The sequence below is a fragment of the Bacillus sp. 1A genome, assembly GCF_052682215.1.
The window spans coordinates 5,896,100-5,912,411 of sequence record NZ_JBQYLZ010000001.1; the positions used below are offsets into that span (position 1 = coordinate 5,896,100).

A 16,312-nucleotide genomic window follows, 5' to 3' on the forward strand; every position below is an offset into this window, starting at 1 on the left:
TATATTTATTTGTTTTTCTTAATAAGCTCTAATTCAATCGGAATAGATTTGTCCACTTTTTTACCTTGTGTTATCTCTTTTGCTGTTTGCATCGCCTTCTCCCCGATTAATTCCGGTTTTTGAGCAACTGTTGCAGCCATACGCCCATCGTTAACCGCTTTTACAGCATCTTCTGTTGCATCAAAACCAACAACGACTACATCTGTTTTTCCAGCAGACTTCAATGCTTCAAGTGCCCCTAATGCCATTTCGTCGTTATGCGCAAACACAGCTTTAATATCACCATTTGCTTGCAAAATGTTTTCCATAACAGATAATCCTTTTGCTCTATCAAAATCAGCTGCTTGTTTGGCAACTACTTTTAAAGACTTATCCGCTACGTTATGGAATCCTTTCCCGCGCTCACGAGCAGCAGAAGAGCCAGGGATTCCTTCTAATTCAGCAACATTTGCTCCCCCGCCAACTAATTCACGAATGTAATCACTAGCCATTTGACCACCTTCAATATTATTAGAGGCAATGTGAGAAACAACTTTACCTGAATTTGCAACGCGGTCTACAGTAATAACAGGGACATTCGCTGCATTTGCCGCACTTACTGCTGAAGCAACAGCATCTGAATCGGTTGGATTAATAACAACTACATCGACACCTTTTTGAATTAAATCTTCAACATCGTTCGTTTGCTTTGCTGCATCATTTTGTGCATCAACAGCAATCAATTCAATGCCGCTTTCTTTCGCTTTCTTTTCTGCCCCTTTTTTCAAAGTCACAAAAAATGGATTGTTTAAAGTTGAAACAGAGAATCCAACTTTAATAGTTTTATTTCGACCTTTATCGCTAGAATCCTTTGCCCATTCTGGTGGTTCCATTGAACAACCAGCAGTAATGACCATAATACATGCAACGAGTATAAGTAACCATTTCTTCATGAACTGTCCCTCCATTACGCTTCTTTTCGACGATCAATTAATACAGCTAGTAAGATTACAAGTCCTTTTACAACTTGTTGGAAGAAAGAAGATACACCTAATAAATTTAAACCGTTATTTAGTACACCGATAATAAGTACACCGATGAATGTACCAACAATCCAACCTCTTCCCCCAGAAAGACTTGTTCCACCTAATACAACTGCTGCAATTGCATCTAGTTCGTAAGAAGTACCTGCAGTCGGCTGTGCAGAATCTAGTCGTGATGTTAAGACAATGCCTGCAAGCGCTGCCAAAATTCCGGAAAGACCATAAATCATTACTTTAATTCTCGTAACATTAATACCTGATAATGCTGCTGCTTCTTCATTTCCACCAATTGCAAATGTACGGCGACCAAATGTCGTTTTCTTCAAAATGAAGTAAAGTACTGCGAAAGCGATCATCATTGTAACAGCTGGTACCGGAATACCGAGAAAATAACCGCGGCCAAACATTTGGAACATTAAATGATCACCAAGACCAGTGATCGGACGTCCGTCCATATAAACAAGCGTCAACCCACGAAAAATAGTCATTGTTGCTAAAGTTGCAATAAATGGAGCTACTTTTCCCTTCGCTATGATGATACCGTTTACAATCCCCATTACAAGACCAGCTAATAATCCAACTGCCATCGCAAGGAACGGGTCCATGCCACTTGCCATCATTCCAGCAACAAGTGCACTTGATAATGCTAAAATAGAACCTACCGATAAGTCAATACCCCCTGTTAAAATTACAAAGGTCATTCCGAATGCAATAAGCGCATTAATCGATACTTGACGCAGTATATTAAATAAATTTGGAATCTCAATAAATGCTGGATTTAAAGCTGTAATTACGACGATAATTAATACTAAACCGATTAAAGAACCGAGTTGTTGTAATACATTCCCCTTCTTAGCCATCCTTACTCTCCCCCTGTAGCTAGTGCCATAATAGACTCTTGTGATGCCGCATCTTTCCCTAAAATGCCGCCAACTTTGCCTTCATGAATAACAAGAACGCGATCACTCATTCCTAAAACTTCTGGAAGCTCAGATGATACCATAATAACGGCATCGCCTTGCTCGGTAAGCTTATTCATAATAGAGTAAATTTCTTTTTTCGCTCCAACATCGACACCCCTTGTTGGCTCATCTAAAATGAGTAGCTGCGGGTGGATACCTAGCCATTTTGCAATAACAACCTTTTGCTGATTTCCACCAGAAAGAGATTTCACCGCTTGCTCTCCACTAGCTGCTTTCACATTAAGAAGTTTCATCATATCCGCTGTAAACTGTTGTTCTAGTTCATTACTAAGGACACTTCCCTTTGAAAGACTTTCTAAATTTGGTAAAGCTAAATTTTCTCGAATTGAGAAATCTAAAACTAACCCTTCAGATTTTCTATCCTCTGTAATAAAAGCTATTCTTTGTCTAATCGCATCTATCGGACTATCAATCTTTACTTTTTGTCCATTTATAAAAATTTGGCCAGAATCTAAAGGTTCATATCCAAATATCGCTTTCATAATATCTGTACGGCCAGCTCCCATCAAGCCAGCAACACCAAGGATCTCACCTTTTCTCACTTGAAACGAAACATTTTCAAACTTCCCTTTTTTCGTTCCGTTACGCATCTCAAAAATGACATCGCCAATTTGACTATTTCGCTCTGGGTAACGTTCACCAATGCTGCGCCCCACCATCATACTCACTACTTCATCAAATGATGTTTCCGGAATAAGTCTCTTTCCTACGTATTCCCCATCACGTAAAATCGTAATGGCATCACATATTGAAAAAATTTCTTCCATTCGGTGTGAGATATAAACGAACGAAACACCTTCTTTACGTAATTTATTAATGACAGTAAACAACGTTTCAATTTCGCGATCTGTTAATGCAGCTGTAGGTTCATCCATAATAATAACGCTCGCGTTTGTCATTAACGCTTTCGCAATTTCGATAATTTGCTGTTGTCCAACCGATAACTCTCCTGCCAACATAGCGCCTTTTACATGTAACCCTAACTCCGCTAGTTGCTGCTGCGCAATCGCGTTCATTTGACGCGTACGTAAAATACCTGTCTTCCCATACATTAACTCTTTACCGAGAAACATATTTTCAGCTACTGTTAAGTTCGATAATATGTTCAATTCTTGATGTATAAATGCAATACCGTACTCTTCTGCTTCTTTCGCATTTTTAAAAGTTCGTTCTTGTCCATCAATCGTGATTGTTCCACCATCTTTTTTGTATACACCTGTTAAAATCTTCATGAGCGTTGATTTACCCGCTCCATTTTCCCCCATCAATGCATGGACTTCCCCTGTTTCAATCATAAACTGTGCATGCTTCAAAACAGGATTGCCATTGAACGCCTTTGAAATATTTTTCATTTCAATACGCATTCCCATCACTTCCTTTTATTAAAAAATCACGCCTGCATGTAAAATTACATTGGCATAAGGAGTAGCCTCTCCTGTACGAATAATTGCTTTCGCTTTCTTCGTGTGCTCTTTAAATTGTTCATGCGATACATATTCAAACGCTGGCTCTATTAATTTCAGCTCGATTTCTTTATTTACTTCCGCATTATTGTTAATGACTTCTTCTGCTAACGTTACTTTTTCAATTGCCATATCATCAGATACCACTTGCAATACGTCTAAAAAGCTAGGTTTTCCAATCTCAACAGCTAAATCAATTCGTTTTACTCCGTCAGGAATTGGTAACCCGCAGTCTGCAATTACAATCGTATCTGTATGTCCAAGTGAAGCAAGGACTGATGCAATCTCACTGTTTAATACACCGTGCTTTTTCATCCGACAATCACCTGTACTTCACGTACTCTATCTCTTGTTGGCATACCGCCCTGTGCTCCAAGTTTCGTTACAGAAAGGCCACCAGCAATATTCGCAAAACGAATTGCTTTTTGAAGTGTTTCTCCTTCAGAAAGCGCAACTGCTAATGCACCATTGAATGTATCACCAGCTCCAGTCGTATCTATTACATCAACAGCGATGCTAGGAACATGTACAATCTCCGTACCATTATGGAAACGAACACCTTTAGAACCTTCTGTCATCAATAGTTTATTTGGATATTTAGCCAGTAAATCTTCAATTGGCGATATGAAATCATCTAATACGATGCGGCACTCATGTTCATTTGGTGTAATATAAGTTGCCTTTTCTAAAACATCTTCTGATAACACTTGTGCTGGCGCTGGATTTAGCATAACCGGGATTTTGTGTTCCTCACAAATAGCTAATACGTATTTTACTGTTTCAAGTGGAATCTCTAGTTGAAGAACAACCATATCTGCTTTTATAAGAAGATCTTTTGAACGATCTACAACCGACTCATTGACAAGAGCATTCGCCCCTTGCACGACAACAATACTGTTATCCTCTTCTGCTAAAACGATATGAGCAATTCCTGTCGCCGTATCTGTAACCGGTACCACATAGTCGATAAAAACGCGTTCGTTCTCTAAATTGTTCCTAACTACAGTTCCATAATTATCGTTTCCAACCGCTCCAACCATCGCTACATTTGCGCCTAATCTAGCTGCAGCAACTGCCTGGTTGGCTCCTTTCCCTCCTGGGATTGTATGAAATGCTTCACCAATTACTGTTTCTCCTGCTTTCGGACGTTTTTTTGAAACAGCCACTAAGTCCATTGAAATACTACCTACCACTGCAATATTTGGCATCTGTCTCATCTCCTTACTTCGTTGTATTTCGTTCTATAATTTCAATCGGTAAACGATAGTGTTTCTCTTCTAATACGTTTCCTTCCATCTGCTCTAATAACAGCTCTGTTGCAATTTTCCCCATTTCATAAATTGGCTGTGCAACAGTTGTAATAGATGGATACATCATTTCTGTTAAAGAAATTCCATCGAATCCGATAATTTGTAAATCATCTGGAATAGAAATCCCCTTTTGGAGTGCAGCCTTTACAATACCTATTGCGATTAAATCATTTCCAGCAACAATTCCATCAATATGTGGGTATTCTTCTAATAATTCCACTGCTACACGCTCACTATTAGCTGGATCAAATGTACTCTCTGCAATCATATAAGAAAGATTATTTTGCGTAATAACGTCTACAAAACCTTCAAAACGTTCATTAGCAGTGCTTACATCACGCGGTCCGCGAATATGTGCAATATGTTTACAGCCTTTATCTATTAATAGCTTTGTCGCTGCCTGACTCCCTGCATAGTTATCTGCATATACAGTAGGGATACGCTCATTAAACATACGGTCAATTGCAACAACTGGAACAGACAACTTCATGTAATTAACACTATTTTGTGGATTCGTTGCTACAATAAATCCATCCACATTATTTTGCCTAAGTACATCAATATATTGCTTTTCTTTCTCTAAACTCTCATCAGAGTTACAAAGGACAACTGTGTATCCTTGCTTATGCGCTACATCTTCTACGGCACGTGCAACTTCTGGAAAGAATGGATTCACGATATTTGGAACAACTAAGCCAATTAAACGTGATTTTTTATTATACAATGAACGCGCTACTGTACTAGGTTTATAATCTAGCATCTCAATCGCTCGTTCTACTTTCTTTAATGTATCTTCATGAACATATCCATTTTTATTTAACACTCTGGAAACGGTCGCCACAGATACTCCCGCTAATTTTGCAACGTCTTTAATCGTACTCATTCTCTTTCCTCTCCATCCCATGTAACCGTTTACAGAAAACAATATAACGTATTTCTAGAAATACGTCAATCATTTCTCACGAAAAAGCTTTTAAGGTTATACTCAAAAAAAGCATCGCCATAAGGCGATGCTTTTTCATTACGAATATGATACAGTTTGTTCTTTTTCCTGTGCAGCAGGCTCTTCAGCGCTTTTTTTACGATCTGATAGTTTAATCTTCTGTAAGAAAATCGTAAAGATTGCACCTACTACGATAAATACTAATCCTGTTAAAAATACAGTATGCAGCGAATCTACTAAAGAACTTTTCAAAACCGGTACGATGCTATTAGAAAATGCTTCTGGCATTTGTTTTAAAGCCTCTGGACTAAATAGCATAGAATATAAACTTTGTGGATCTGTATGAATCATATCTTTAAATTTCGTTACCATTTGTCCCGCTTCTTTCGGGAACGTATCTAATACAGGTACTAAATTCTTTGTTAATGTTGTACCTGAAGTGTTATTCATAATTGACCCTAAAATTGTAATCCCAAACGTTCCACCGATTTGACGGAAGAATTGACTTGATGATGTTACAACACCAAGATCTTTTTTCGGGAAGCTTTCTTGTAATGCTAATGTTAATATCGGCATAACAAGGCCCATTCCTAAACCGATAATCATCATATAAGAAGTAGCGGTAAGCTTAGTTGTGTGCATATCCATCGTTGTTAATAACCAGAAACCACTAGCCATAATAAGCATCCCTGTAATAATTTGTGGTTTCACACCAACTTTTAATACAAGTTGACCACCGATAATACTCATAACGATCATTGTGATCATCATCGGTGTCATAATCGTTCCTGATTCAGCAGCACTTACGCCTACAATTCCTTGCATAAAGAACGGTACGAACATAATTGCTCCAAACATTCCGATACTCATAAAGAAACCGATCGCATTCAGTAGTGTAAATGTGCGGTTTTTAAAGAAGTGCATCGGTAAAATTGGTTCTTCAGCCTTCGTTTCAACAATAACAAAGCTAATAATACCAATTAGAGCTAATGCAAATAAACCGATAATTTGCCAAGAATCCCATGGATAGTCTTTTCCGCCAAACGTTAATGCAAGTAATAAACTTACAACACCGAGAATCATCGTGAAGATTCCAGCGATATCAATTTTAATTGGTCCTGTTTGTTTATGTGCTTTTAATCCCATTGCAATAAAGATTGTTGCTAAAATACCAACTGGTAAGTTAATATAGAATACCCATCTCCAGTCCACTGCGTCTACAATCCAACCACCAACTTGTGGTCCAATTACAGAAGCAAGACCGTATAACGCACCAAAAATACCTTGCCATTTCGCACGTTCTTTTCCCGTAAACATATCTCCGATAATAATCATAGCCATTGGCATCATAATACCGCCACCAAGACCTTGAATACCACGGAAAATAATTAATTCTGTCATACCGTTTGCCATACCACATAACGCTGAACCAACCATAAAGATAACTAGTCCTGTAATATATACGTTACGACGGCCAAGTAAATCCGCTAATTTACCTGCAATTGGTACAACTGTCGTTGATGTTAACATATAAGCTGTTGTTAACCACGTCATTAAACTTAATCCGCCTAGTTCACCGACGATACGCGGCATTGCTGTACCAACGATTGTTCCGTCCAATGCAGCAAATAGCATTGCGATTACTAAGCCGATTAACAACAACTTTCTATTCTGATTTTCTTGTTGCTCCATGTAATCTCCTCAATTCCTCTTAGTTTTTCTCTTTTTTCTCTTGTGTCCCGCAAATAATTGTTTCTAGCTTTTCAAAGAGGCGTAACAAATCTTCCCTCTCTTGTAATTCTAAGTGTGAGAAGTATTTTGCAATATGCTCATTACGAGCGGTCATTGCCTCTTCTACTCTAGCTTTTCCCTTTTTTGTTAACTCAATGATGACAACACGACGGTCATCTTTGTCGTGATAGCGTTCTACAAGCTCTTGGTCAATTAGGCGATCAATCATCACTGTAATTGCACTAGGCTTTACATACATCTTTTTTGCTAATTTTGTCGCTCTTGAAGCACCATAATGATCTAAAATCTTTAAAATATAAAACTGCGGTGGTGTAAGTCCTGTTGCTTGCATTTGTTCTAATAACTCCGTCTGCATTTTCTTTCCAATCGAAAAGGCAAGAGCTTGAATTTTATCGATATGCGTCATATCATTTGGCATGTTATCCACCTCTTATTTAAGTAATAAAATATTTAACGTATTTAAATATTAATACCACAAACAAAATCCGTCAACACTTTTTATTTATAAAAACGTTTACATTTCTGCCACAAAGTTGTATAATTTTCGACGAAGTTAATATTGACAGTCACGGAGAATTGGAGTATACGGCTATGAATCATAAAAAAGGAAACTTTTTTATATTTCATGGCCTTTTTATATTCTCTCTGACTTACAACATTTCGAATTCATTAGGGGAGGATTTTCATTTTATGTTTTTCACACAATTATTTAAGCCTGCGCCCCACGCGGAACGCTTACCAGCTGATCGCGTTGATAGCGAATACCGTAAATTACGTTTACAAGTATTCTTAGGTATCTTCATCGGCTACGCAGGTTACTACTTTGTTCGAAAAAACTTTTCACTAGCGATGCCATACTTAATCGAACAAGGCTTTAGTAAAGGGGAACTTGGGGTTATCCTTTCAGCAGTATCTATCGCTTACGGATTAAGTAAATTTCTTATGGGTATCGTATCCGACCGTTGTAATCCTCGCTACTTTTTAGCAGCTGGGCTATTTTTATCAGGTATCATTAATATTATTTTCGGCTCATTTTCTTTCATTACAACGAGCATTATACTTATGTTTGTCCTTCAGTTTTTAAATGGATGGGTACAAGGTATGGGATGGCCTCCTTGTGGTCGTACGATGGTTCACTGGTTCTCTATTAGTGAACGTGGTACAAAAATGTCTATTTGGAACGTTGCTCATAATGTCGGTGGCGCGCTTATGCCTTCTCTTGTGACATTAGGCTTATACTTCTTCGCAAATGACTGGAAGAGTATTTTTTACTTCCCAGGTATTCTTTCAATTTTAGTTGGTATTTATGTATTAATTACGATGAGAGATACACCTCAATCTTGTGGATTACCTTCTATCGAAGAACATACTGGAGAATATCCATCAGATGAAAAAGTAAAAGATCGAGAACGCGAACTTTCAGTAAAAGAAATTTTATTTACATACGTACTAAACAATAAATTTTTATGGTACATCGCTATCGCGAACGTTTTCGTTTATTTCGTACGTTACGGCGTTGTAGACTGGGCTCCTACCTATTTAGTAGAGGAAAAAAGTTTCACTCATAGTAGCTCCCGTACAGCTTACGCTCTATATGAATGGGCTGGTATTCCAGGTACACTTCTTTGCGGATGGATGAGTGATAAACTATTTAAAGGGCGCCGCGCACCTGCTGGTATTTTATTTATGGTTGGTGTATTTATCGCCGTTCTTGTTTACTGGCTAAACCCTCCTGGTAATCCAATGGTTGATAGTATCGCACTTGTCGCGATTGGATTTTTAATTTACGGACCTGTTATGTTAATCGGCCTACACGCACTAGACTTAGCACCAAAAAAAGCTGCTGGAACTGCCGCTGGTTTAACTGGGTTCTTCGGTTACCTAGGTGGAGCTACTTTTGCTAGCGCAGCTATGGGCTTTATCGTAGATGCATTCGGATGGGATGGCGGATTCATCTTATTACTTGTATCTTGTGTACTTGCAATGTTCTTCCTTGCTCTTACTTTAAAGACAGGATCTGCAAAACCAAAACAAGCTTAAGTACTAATATTATTCTTATCAAAAAAAGAGAGGCTGTTCTTTCCAGAACACCTCTCTTTTTTCTACATATAAATCTTTTTTCTTACAAAAGATTTATTCTCCTCTTTTTATATGTTAGCGTTTTCAACTAACTTCAATCCCTTATATAACAGCATTCAATCTCTGTATAAAAAGATTTTTGAATATTTTCTCAACTTATGCTTGTCAAACATTGTCAATTTATATTAAAATAACAACAACATACAAAATATTTAGTCTTTTCAGAAAAGATGGAGGGATAGCCATGAAGAATCCACTTCTTCGCATTGAAAACTTACAGACTTCCTTTCGCATACAAGATCACTATCATGCCGCAGTTGATGATGTTTCGTTAACTGTCCATGAAAATGAAATTGTCGCGATAGTTGGTGAATCAGGTTGCGGAAAAAGTGCACTTGCCCTTTCTATTATGCGACTGCATAATGAAGCAAATACAAAATTACAAGGGCAGCTTAACTATAGAGATAAGGATCTACTAACTATGTCAGCCGCAGAGATGAATAAAGTACGCGGATCAAACATCGGTATGATTTTCCAAGAACCTCTTACAGCACTCGATCCTCTTATGACAGTTGGAAAACAAATCGAAGAAAACTTAGACTACCACACAAGCCTTTCAAAAGTTGAAAAAAAAGAACGCACCTTAGAACTACTTCATCAAGTTGGTATTCCAAAACCAGAACTTACATATAAACAATACCCACACGAATTATCTGGCGGAATGAGACAAAGAATTGTTATCGCAATTGCAATTGCTTGTAACCCAGCACTCATTATTGCGGATGAGCCAACAACGGCTCTTGACGTAACCATCCAAGCACAAATTTTAGACTTACTAAAATCTATTCAAGAACAAACGAAAATGGGCATCATTTTAATTACTCATGATTTAAGTGTTGTCGCAGAAACAGCAGATCGTATCGTCGTTATGTACGCTGGACAAGTTGTAGAGACAGGAAAAGTTGAAGAGATTTTTAACAACCCTCTTCACCCATATACTCGTTCTCTATTAAACTCCATTCCATCTGCGTATGGTGAAAAAGAAAAATTGCATGTAATTCAAGGGGTCGTTCCTTCGTTAGCGAAGCTTCCTCGCACAGGTTGTCGCTTCCAAGCTCGAATTCCATGGATTAGACCTGATCAACACGAGGAAAATCCAATTTTACATGAAGTAAAACCAGACCATTGGGTACGTTGTACTTGCTACAAGCATTTCAACTTCCAAGATAAGAAAGGAGATGACGTAGCTCATGGCACTGCTTAAAGTAGAAGATTTAAAAGTACATTTTCCAATTAAAGGTGGTTTCTTCGGCCGCACATTAGATTACGTGCGTGCTGTCGATGGTGTAAGTTTTGAATTACAACCGGGTGAAACATACGGGATCGTTGGTGAATCTGGAAGTGGCAAATCAACAACGGGTAAAGCAATTATGCATTTAACGAAAGCAACAGAGGGTAGCATTCATTTTAATAATAGAGATTTAACAAAATTAAGTCGCTCCGAGCTACGTGAACAACGAAAAGATATTCAAATGATTTTCCAAGATCCTTATTCATCATTAAATCCGAAGAAACGTGTTCTCGACATTATTGCTGAGCCTCTTCGAAATTTTGAGAAGCTCTCACCTGATGAAGAACGTAGAGCGGTTCAAGAATATCTTGATAAAGTTGGTCTAAATCCAGAGTCAATTTATAAATATCCACATGAATTTTCCGGCGGGCAAAGGCAGCGGATTGGTATTGCACGTGCTCTTACATTAAAACCGAAGCTTATTATTGCTGATGAGCCAGTATCTGCGCTTGACGTCTCTGTACAAGCACAAGTATTAAACTTCTTGCAAGATTTACAAGCTGAGCTCGGACTAACATACTTATTCATTAGTCATGATTTAGGTGTAATTCGTCATATGTGTGATCGTATCGGTGTTATGTATCGCGGACGCATTGTCGAAGAAGCAACTAGTGCAGAAATTTATAGTAATCCGCAACATATTTATACGAAGCGCCTAATATCAGCAATTCCTGATATTCGTCCTGAAAACAGAGAGAGACAGCGTAAGCTCCGTCAACAAGTAAGCTCTGAATACGAGAAATCATACGAAAATTATTTCAATGAAAACGGTCGTGCTTATGACTTAAAAGCAATCTCGCCAACGCACCGGGTGGCATTACCATAAGGGAGTGATAAAACATGTGGAAGTTTATATTACGGAGATTTTTAGTGATGATCCCGCAATTATTCGTGTTAAGTGTACTTGTCTTTCTATTAGCTAAGGCAATGCCAGGCGATGCCTTAACCGGCAGAGCAATGAATCCAAAAGCGGATCCAAAAGTGATTGAAGAACAACGTGAAAAGCTTGGATTAAATGACCCAGTTGCAACACAATATGTTCGCTGGATTAAAAATGCAGCCCAAGGTGACTTCGGTATTTCCTATGCACATAAAATGAAAGTAACCGATTTAATTGGAGAACGACTTGGAAATACAGTATCTTTAGCACTTGTTATTCTTATCCTTACCTATTTAATTGCCATACCACTAGGAGTTATAAGTGGGCGGTGGAATGATACATGGGCTGATCGACTCATTACCATTTACAACTATCTAGGTTTTGCTACACCACTATTTATATTTGCATTAATTATGCTCTTCCTATTCGGATTTAAGTTTGCAATATTCCCAACCGGCGGTAGCGTTGATCCTCAAGTTGCAACAGGTACATTTGCTTACTATTTAAGCAAATTGAATCACATGCTATTACCAGCTTTATCTGGTGCATTAATTGCGACAGTTGGTACGGTTCAATATTTACGAAGCGAAATTATTGATACGAAACATAAAGATTTTGTGCGTACAGTAAGAGCAAAAGGTGTTCCAGAATCAAAAATCTATTCTAGACATATTTTACGAAATTCATTCTTACCAATTGCAGCCTTCTTAGGCTATGAAATTACAGGATTAGTTGGCGGTGCCATCTTTTTAGAAAGTATTTTTAGCTATCCAGGAATTGGACAACTATTTATACAATCTATCTCTCAGCGTGATTTTAGTGTAATAACTGCACTCGTTATGTTTACTGGATTTGCAACGTTACTTGGAACTCTCCTTTCAGATATTATTCTAAGCATCGTCGATCCACGTATTCGTATTGATTAAAGAAAGGAGATGACGTTATGTTAGCAAACCCTGAAAAACAAACTGAAGTTATTCATTACGAAAAAAGCCCTTCTGGTTTCTCTATTATGTGGCGAGAACTTCGTAAAGATAAATTAGCAATGTTTTCACTTATTTTCCTAGCAATCTTATTAGTAGCAGTCTACGCAACATCTTTTATTATGAAACAAGAAGATATTGTACGAGTTGATTTATTCGCTATTTATGCTCCTCCCTCTGCTGAACATTGGTTAGGAACAGATTACGGAGGACGCGACATTTTCGGCCAACTTATTATTGGTACACGTAACTCCTTTACAATTGGATTAGCAATTACTATTCTTTCTTGTGTAATTGGCCTTTCAATTGGATTAATTGCCGGTTATTTTGGAGGAGCAATTGATAATATCATTATGCGCATTATCGACTTTGTTATGGTTTTACCATTTTTAATGCTTGTAATTGTATTTATTACACTTGTTCCTACATTCAATATCTTCACTTTCATTTTAATTATGAGCGTGTTCTTATGGACAGGAAAGGCAAGATTAATTCGCTCAAAAGTATTAACTGAAAAAGAACTCGATTATGTCTCTGCATCAAAAACTTTAGGAACACCAAACTGGAAGATCATTCTTTTCCAAGTACTACCTAACTTAAGTTCCATTATCATTGTTAGCGTTACATTAAACCTTGCTGGAAACATCGGTATTGAATCTGGTCTAACCTTCTTAGGATTTGGTCTACCAGAAAGTACACCAAGCCTTGGTACACTTGTTAGTTATGCTAGAAATCCAGATGTATTACAAGAGAAATGGTGGATTTGGTTACCCGCATCAATCATGATTTTAACATTGATGCTGTGTATAAATTTTATTGGTCAAGCGCTACGCCGTTCGGCCGACGCAAGACAAAGAAAAGGATAAGGGGTGGAAGAAATGACAAATAAGCCAAAGTTTTTCAAAGTATTAAGTACACTTGCAGTTTCAACATTACTACTTTCAGCATGTGGGGGCAGTGGTGGTAGTGAAAAAACGAGCAGCACAAAAAAAGTAGATACAAATAAATTTAGTGCATCTGTTAAAAATGATAAAAAGGAAATTAAAGATGGTTCATTAACATATGGTCTTGTTTCTAACACACCATTTGAAGGACTTTTGAACTTCGCTGTATATGAAGGAGATCCTGATAACCAGGTCATTACAATTTTTGATGAATCTTTATTATCAAATGACGAAAACTGGGAATACACGAATGATGGTGCTGCTACATATGAAATTTCTAAAGATAAAAAGACAATTACACTAAAAATTAAAGATAATGTAAAATGGCATGATGGAAACCCTGTTACTGCTGAGGATTTAGAATACTCTTATCTAGTAATTGGTAGCAAACAATATGCTGGTTCTCGCTATGACACTCAAATGCAAATGATTGAAGGTATGGAAGATTACCACAATGGAAAAGCCGAAAAAATTTCAGGTATCAAGGTAACGGATCCAAAAACAATTTCGATTACGTTTAAAGAACCGAATCCTTCAGTGAAAACTGGACTTTGGGCATATCCTCTTCATAAAAAATACTTAGGAGATGTACCAATCGATAAATTAGCAGAGTCTGATAAAATCCGTAAAAACCCAATTGGTTTCGGACCTTTTAAAGTGAAGAAAATTACTCCTGGAGAATCCGTTGAATTTGAACGTTTTGATGACTATTATGGCGGAAAACCAAAGCTGAAAAGCATGGTTTTAAAAGTTGTTAACCCTTCCGTTGTTAACGCGTCCTTAAAAAATGGTGATATTGACATTGCTGAAGTAAGTGCAGATCAGTATCCAAATGTAAGTAAATTAAAAAATGCACAATTAGTCGGTAAAACCGATTTATACTATAGCTATATCGGCTTTAAGTTAGGCCATATGGATAAAGAAAAAGAAGAAGTAGTGATGGATAAGGAGAAATTTAAAGATGTTCGTGTACGTCAAGCAATGGCTTATGCTATTGATAGAAAAGAAATTGGTGAAAAATTATATCATGGCCTACGTTATCCAGCTAACTCACCAATCCCACCATCTCTACCAAAATATCATAACAATAAAGTTGGTGCCTATGATAAAGATGTAGAAAAAGCTAAAAAGTTATTAGATGAAGCTGGCTATAAAGATACGAACGGAGATGGATTCCGTGAAGATCCGAATGGTAAAGAATTTAAAGCTAATTTCTTATCAATGAGTGGTAGCGATGTAAGTGAACCACTTGCAAAATTCTTTATTCAATCTTGGAAAGACATCGGCCTAAAAGTAGAACTTCTTGATGGTCGCTTACACGAATTCAACTCCTTCTACGATATGATTAAAAAAGATGATCCAAAAGTTGATCTTTTCGCTGCCGCTTGGGGAACTGCATCTGATCCAGATCCTTCTGGTATTTGGGCTAAAGATACAGCGTTCAATTACCCACGTTGGGCTACTGAAAAAAACACAGAATTATTAAAACAAGGTATTTCTCCAGAAGCTGCTGATGAAAAGTACCGTAAAGATGTATACGATAAATGGCAAAAATTAGTTCATGACGAAGTACCATTAATTCCACTTCATTATAAATTTGATTTAAAAGGTGTAAATAATCGCGTAAAAGATTATAAATATACACCAGAAGATCAATACAAATGGGGTAAAGTTAGCGTAACAAGCGATAAAGCAGAAACAGAGAAATAAGAAAATAGCTCCTAGCACTGAGGTACATGCTAGGAGCTATTTTTTATTTATAACCCTTCTCTCGCTATTAATAACAACCAATTCCTTTCCTACTGTAAGATTAAAAGATTTGATGAATCATCTTTATTACAACAGCTAACGTAACAGATGCAGCAAATCCTCCTAAACAAATTAAGCTTACCCCTTGACTGTATGATAAATTTTGAAATGATTTCATTGCTTCCATCCTCCCTATCTCCCCTTTGATACTCTTATTTTACCAATGGGAAAATTTTCATAACATCGATTTTACTAACAACTAACTTACAAATTTGTAAGTTAATAATTTCCCTTTAAACTTATATATCTAGTATGTCCAAGCTCTCTCCCTTTATACGTCAAAAAAGACCTCGAATTACATCAAGGTCTTGCTTACACTACAAAATATCTCATTCAATTTACTTTATAATCATCACCGGGCATTTTACACGCTTTGCTATTTTATGACTGACACTACCAAGTACCATCTCTTGCAATGTATTTAACCCTCTACTGCCAGCGATAACGAGATCTATATCCCCTGTATTTACATATTGAACAATCGTATCTCCTGGATCGCCATGTAATATCGTAATTGTATAAGAAATGTTCTCTTTCTTTAATAAACCTTCAATCTCTTTTAATTTATCTTTTCGACTAGCCGATATTGTTTCTAAATCTGTTTGGCCTTGTATAATATCTGATTTTGCCGTTCTATTATCTACTACGTACACAACTTCAACATTTGTTTCTTCGCTACATTTCGCAATATATGTTGCATGTTCCGCTGCTCGAAGTGCATGTTCAGAACCATCACATGCTAATATAATTTGTTTGTACATATGCTGAATCCCCTTTTCGTTATCCTACTCGT

General features: G+C 37.3%; 16 protein-coding genes. 6 read left to right on the plus strand and 10 right to left on the minus strand.

Annotated elements, in window-relative coordinates:
• Positions 1-5: 5 nt before the first annotated feature.
• The 8 genes from rbsB to ACUN0F_RS30305 form a co-directional block, all read right to left on the minus strand.
• Positions 6-932 (minus strand): ribose ABC transporter substrate-binding protein RbsB, encoded by a 927-nt coding sequence (gene rbsB, locus ACUN0F_RS30270; RefSeq protein ID WP_000758990.1) that lies wholly within the window; start codon positions 930-932, stop codon positions 6-8.
• Between the two features lie 14 nt (positions 933-946).
• Positions 947-1,882, minus strand: a complete 936-nt coding sequence (locus ACUN0F_RS30275) for an ABC transporter permease subunit (RefSeq protein ID WP_001074641.1) — start codon at positions 1,880-1,882, stop codon at positions 947-949.
• Between the two features lie 2 nt (positions 1,883-1,884).
• Positions 1,885-3,369 (minus strand): ribose ABC transporter ATP-binding protein RbsA, encoded by a 1,485-nt coding sequence (rbsA, locus tag ACUN0F_RS30280; RefSeq protein WP_445540691.1) that lies wholly within the window; start codon positions 3,367-3,369, stop codon positions 1,885-1,887.
• A gap of 18 nt (positions 3,370-3,387) precedes the next feature.
• The gene (gene rbsD / locus ACUN0F_RS30285) at positions 3,388-3,783 is read right to left on the minus strand and encodes a D-ribose pyranase (protein WP_000716164.1); all 396 of its coding nucleotides are present in this window, start codon (positions 3,781-3,783) and stop codon (positions 3,388-3,390) included.
• Positions 3,780-4,676: a ribokinase gene (rbsK, locus tag ACUN0F_RS30290; protein ID WP_445540692.1), complete on the minus strand. Its 897-nt coding sequence runs from the start codon at positions 4,674-4,676 to the stop codon at positions 3,780-3,782. The genes rbsD and rbsK overlap by 4 nt, the downstream gene beginning before the upstream one ends.
• 13 nt (positions 4,677-4,689) lie before the next feature.
• Positions 4,690-5,661, minus strand: coding sequence for a ribose operon transcriptional repressor RbsR (gene rbsR / locus ACUN0F_RS30295; RefSeq protein ID WP_029437473.1), 972 nt, complete (start codon positions 5,659-5,661; stop codon positions 4,690-4,692).
• 138 nt (positions 5,662-5,799) lie between these two features.
• A complete protein-coding gene (locus ACUN0F_RS30300) occupies positions 5,800-7,413 on the minus strand; it encodes an MDR family MFS transporter (RefSeq protein ID WP_445540693.1) in 1,614 nt (537 codons plus the stop codon).
• Positions 7,414-7,432: 19 nt separating this feature from the next.
• Entirely contained in the window at positions 7,433-7,891 is a 459-nt protein-coding gene (locus ACUN0F_RS30305; RefSeq protein ID WP_193673787.1) for a MarR family winged helix-turn-helix transcriptional regulator, read from the minus strand.
• Positions 7,892-8,163: 272 nt separating this feature from the next.
• Here ACUN0F_RS30305 and glpT point away from each other — a divergent pair, with 272 nt between their 5' ends.
• The 6 genes from glpT to opp4A all read left to right on the plus strand — a co-directional run bounded on the left by glpT (position 8,164) and on the right by opp4A (position 15,420).
• Positions 8,164-9,513: a glycerol-3-phosphate transporter gene (gene glpT / locus ACUN0F_RS30310; protein ID WP_060486986.1), complete on the plus strand. Its 1,350-nt coding sequence runs from the start codon at positions 8,164-8,166 to the stop codon at positions 9,511-9,513.
• A gap of 283 nt (positions 9,514-9,796) precedes the next feature.
• Positions 9,797-10,816 (plus strand): ABC transporter ATP-binding protein, encoded by a 1,020-nt coding sequence (locus ACUN0F_RS30315; protein ID WP_000795363.1) that lies wholly within the window; start codon positions 9,797-9,799, stop codon positions 10,814-10,816.
• Positions 10,803-11,729, plus strand: a complete 927-nt coding sequence (locus tag ACUN0F_RS30320) for an ABC transporter ATP-binding protein (RefSeq protein WP_001196372.1) — start codon at positions 10,803-10,805, stop codon at positions 11,727-11,729. Before ACUN0F_RS30315 ends, ACUN0F_RS30320 begins: the two co-directional genes overlap by 14 nt.
• A 14-nt stretch (positions 11,730-11,743) precedes the next feature.
• Positions 11,744-12,709 carry an oligopeptide ABC transporter permease gene (gene opp4B, locus ACUN0F_RS30325; protein ID WP_088061882.1) on the plus strand — a complete coding sequence of 322 codons (966 nt, stop codon included), beginning with the start codon at positions 11,744-11,746 and terminating at the stop codon, positions 12,707-12,709.
• Positions 12,710-12,726: 17 nt separating this feature from the next.
• Entirely contained in the window at positions 12,727-13,632 is a 906-nt protein-coding gene (locus ACUN0F_RS30330; protein WP_327987975.1) for an ABC transporter permease, read from the plus strand.
• A gap of 12 nt (positions 13,633-13,644) precedes the next feature.
• The gene (gene opp4A, locus ACUN0F_RS30335) at positions 13,645-15,420 is read left to right on the plus strand and encodes an oligopeptide ABC transporter substrate-binding protein (RefSeq protein ID WP_445540694.1); all 1,776 of its coding nucleotides are present in this window, start codon (positions 13,645-13,647) and stop codon (positions 15,418-15,420) included.
• Positions 15,421-15,520: 100 nt separating this feature from the next.
• On the opposite strand, the gene ACUN0F_RS30340 is transcribed toward opp4A, so the two are convergent.
• Both ACUN0F_RS30340 and ACUN0F_RS30345 read right to left on the minus strand, forming a co-directional pair.
• The gene (locus tag ACUN0F_RS30340; RefSeq protein ID WP_082181333.1) at positions 15,521-15,646 is read right to left on the minus strand and encodes a DUF4027 family protein; all 126 of its coding nucleotides are present in this window, start codon (positions 15,644-15,646) and stop codon (positions 15,521-15,523) included.
• A gap of 211 nt (positions 15,647-15,857) precedes the next feature.
• Positions 15,858-16,280, minus strand: a complete 423-nt coding sequence (locus ACUN0F_RS30345; protein WP_000277998.1) for a universal stress protein — start codon at positions 16,278-16,280, stop codon at positions 15,858-15,860.
• Positions 16,281-16,312 lie beyond the last annotated feature (32 nt).

Coding starts and splice junctions, on each gene's coding strand:
- ACUN0F_RS30340 (WP_082181333.1), bottom strand. CDS start 15,646: ATGGAAGCAATGAAATCATTTCAAAATTTATCATACAGTCAAGGGGTA.
- ACUN0F_RS30275 (WP_001074641.1), bottom strand. CDS start 1,882: ATGGCTAAGAAGGGGAATGTATTACAACAACTCGGTTCTTTAATCGGT.
- rbsA (WP_445540691.1), bottom strand. CDS start 3,369: ATGCGTATTGAAATGAAAAATATTTCAAAGGCGTTCAATGGCAATCCT.
- glpT (WP_060486986.1), top strand. CDS start 8,164: ATGTTTTTCACACAATTATTTAAGCCTGCGCCCCACGCGGAACGCTTA.
- rbsR (WP_029437473.1), bottom strand. CDS start 5,661: ATGAGTACGATTAAAGACGTTGCAAAATTAGCGGGAGTATCTGTGGCG.
- ACUN0F_RS30345 (WP_000277998.1), bottom strand. CDS start 16,280: ATGTACAAACAAATTATATTAGCATGTGATGGTTCTGAACATGCACTT.
- opp4A (WP_445540694.1), top strand. CDS start 13,645: ATGACAAATAAGCCAAAGTTTTTCAAAGTATTAAGTACACTTGCAGTT.
- rbsK (WP_445540692.1), bottom strand. CDS start 4,676: ATGCCAAATATTGCAGTGGTAGGTAGTATTTCAATGGACTTAGTGGCT.
- ACUN0F_RS30315 (WP_000795363.1), top strand. CDS start 9,797: ATGAAGAATCCACTTCTTCGCATTGAAAACTTACAGACTTCCTTTCGC.
- opp4B (WP_088061882.1), top strand. CDS start 11,744: ATGTGGAAGTTTATATTACGGAGATTTTTAGTGATGATCCCGCAATTA.
- ACUN0F_RS30320 (WP_001196372.1), top strand. CDS start 10,803: ATGGCACTGCTTAAAGTAGAAGATTTAAAAGTACATTTTCCAATTAAA.
- ACUN0F_RS30300 (WP_445540693.1), bottom strand. CDS start 7,413: ATGGAGCAACAAGAAAATCAGAATAGAAAGTTGTTGTTAATCGGCTTA.
- rbsD (WP_000716164.1), bottom strand. CDS start 3,783: ATGAAAAAGCACGGTGTATTAAACAGTGAGATTGCATCAGTCCTTGCT.
- rbsB (WP_000758990.1), bottom strand. CDS start 932: ATGAAGAAATGGTTACTTATACTCGTTGCATGTATTATGGTCATTACT.
- ACUN0F_RS30330 (WP_327987975.1), top strand. CDS start 12,727: ATGTTAGCAAACCCTGAAAAACAAACTGAAGTTATTCATTACGAAAAA.
- ACUN0F_RS30305 (WP_193673787.1), bottom strand. CDS start 7,891: ATGCCAAATGATATGACGCATATCGATAAAATTCAAGCTCTTGCCTTT.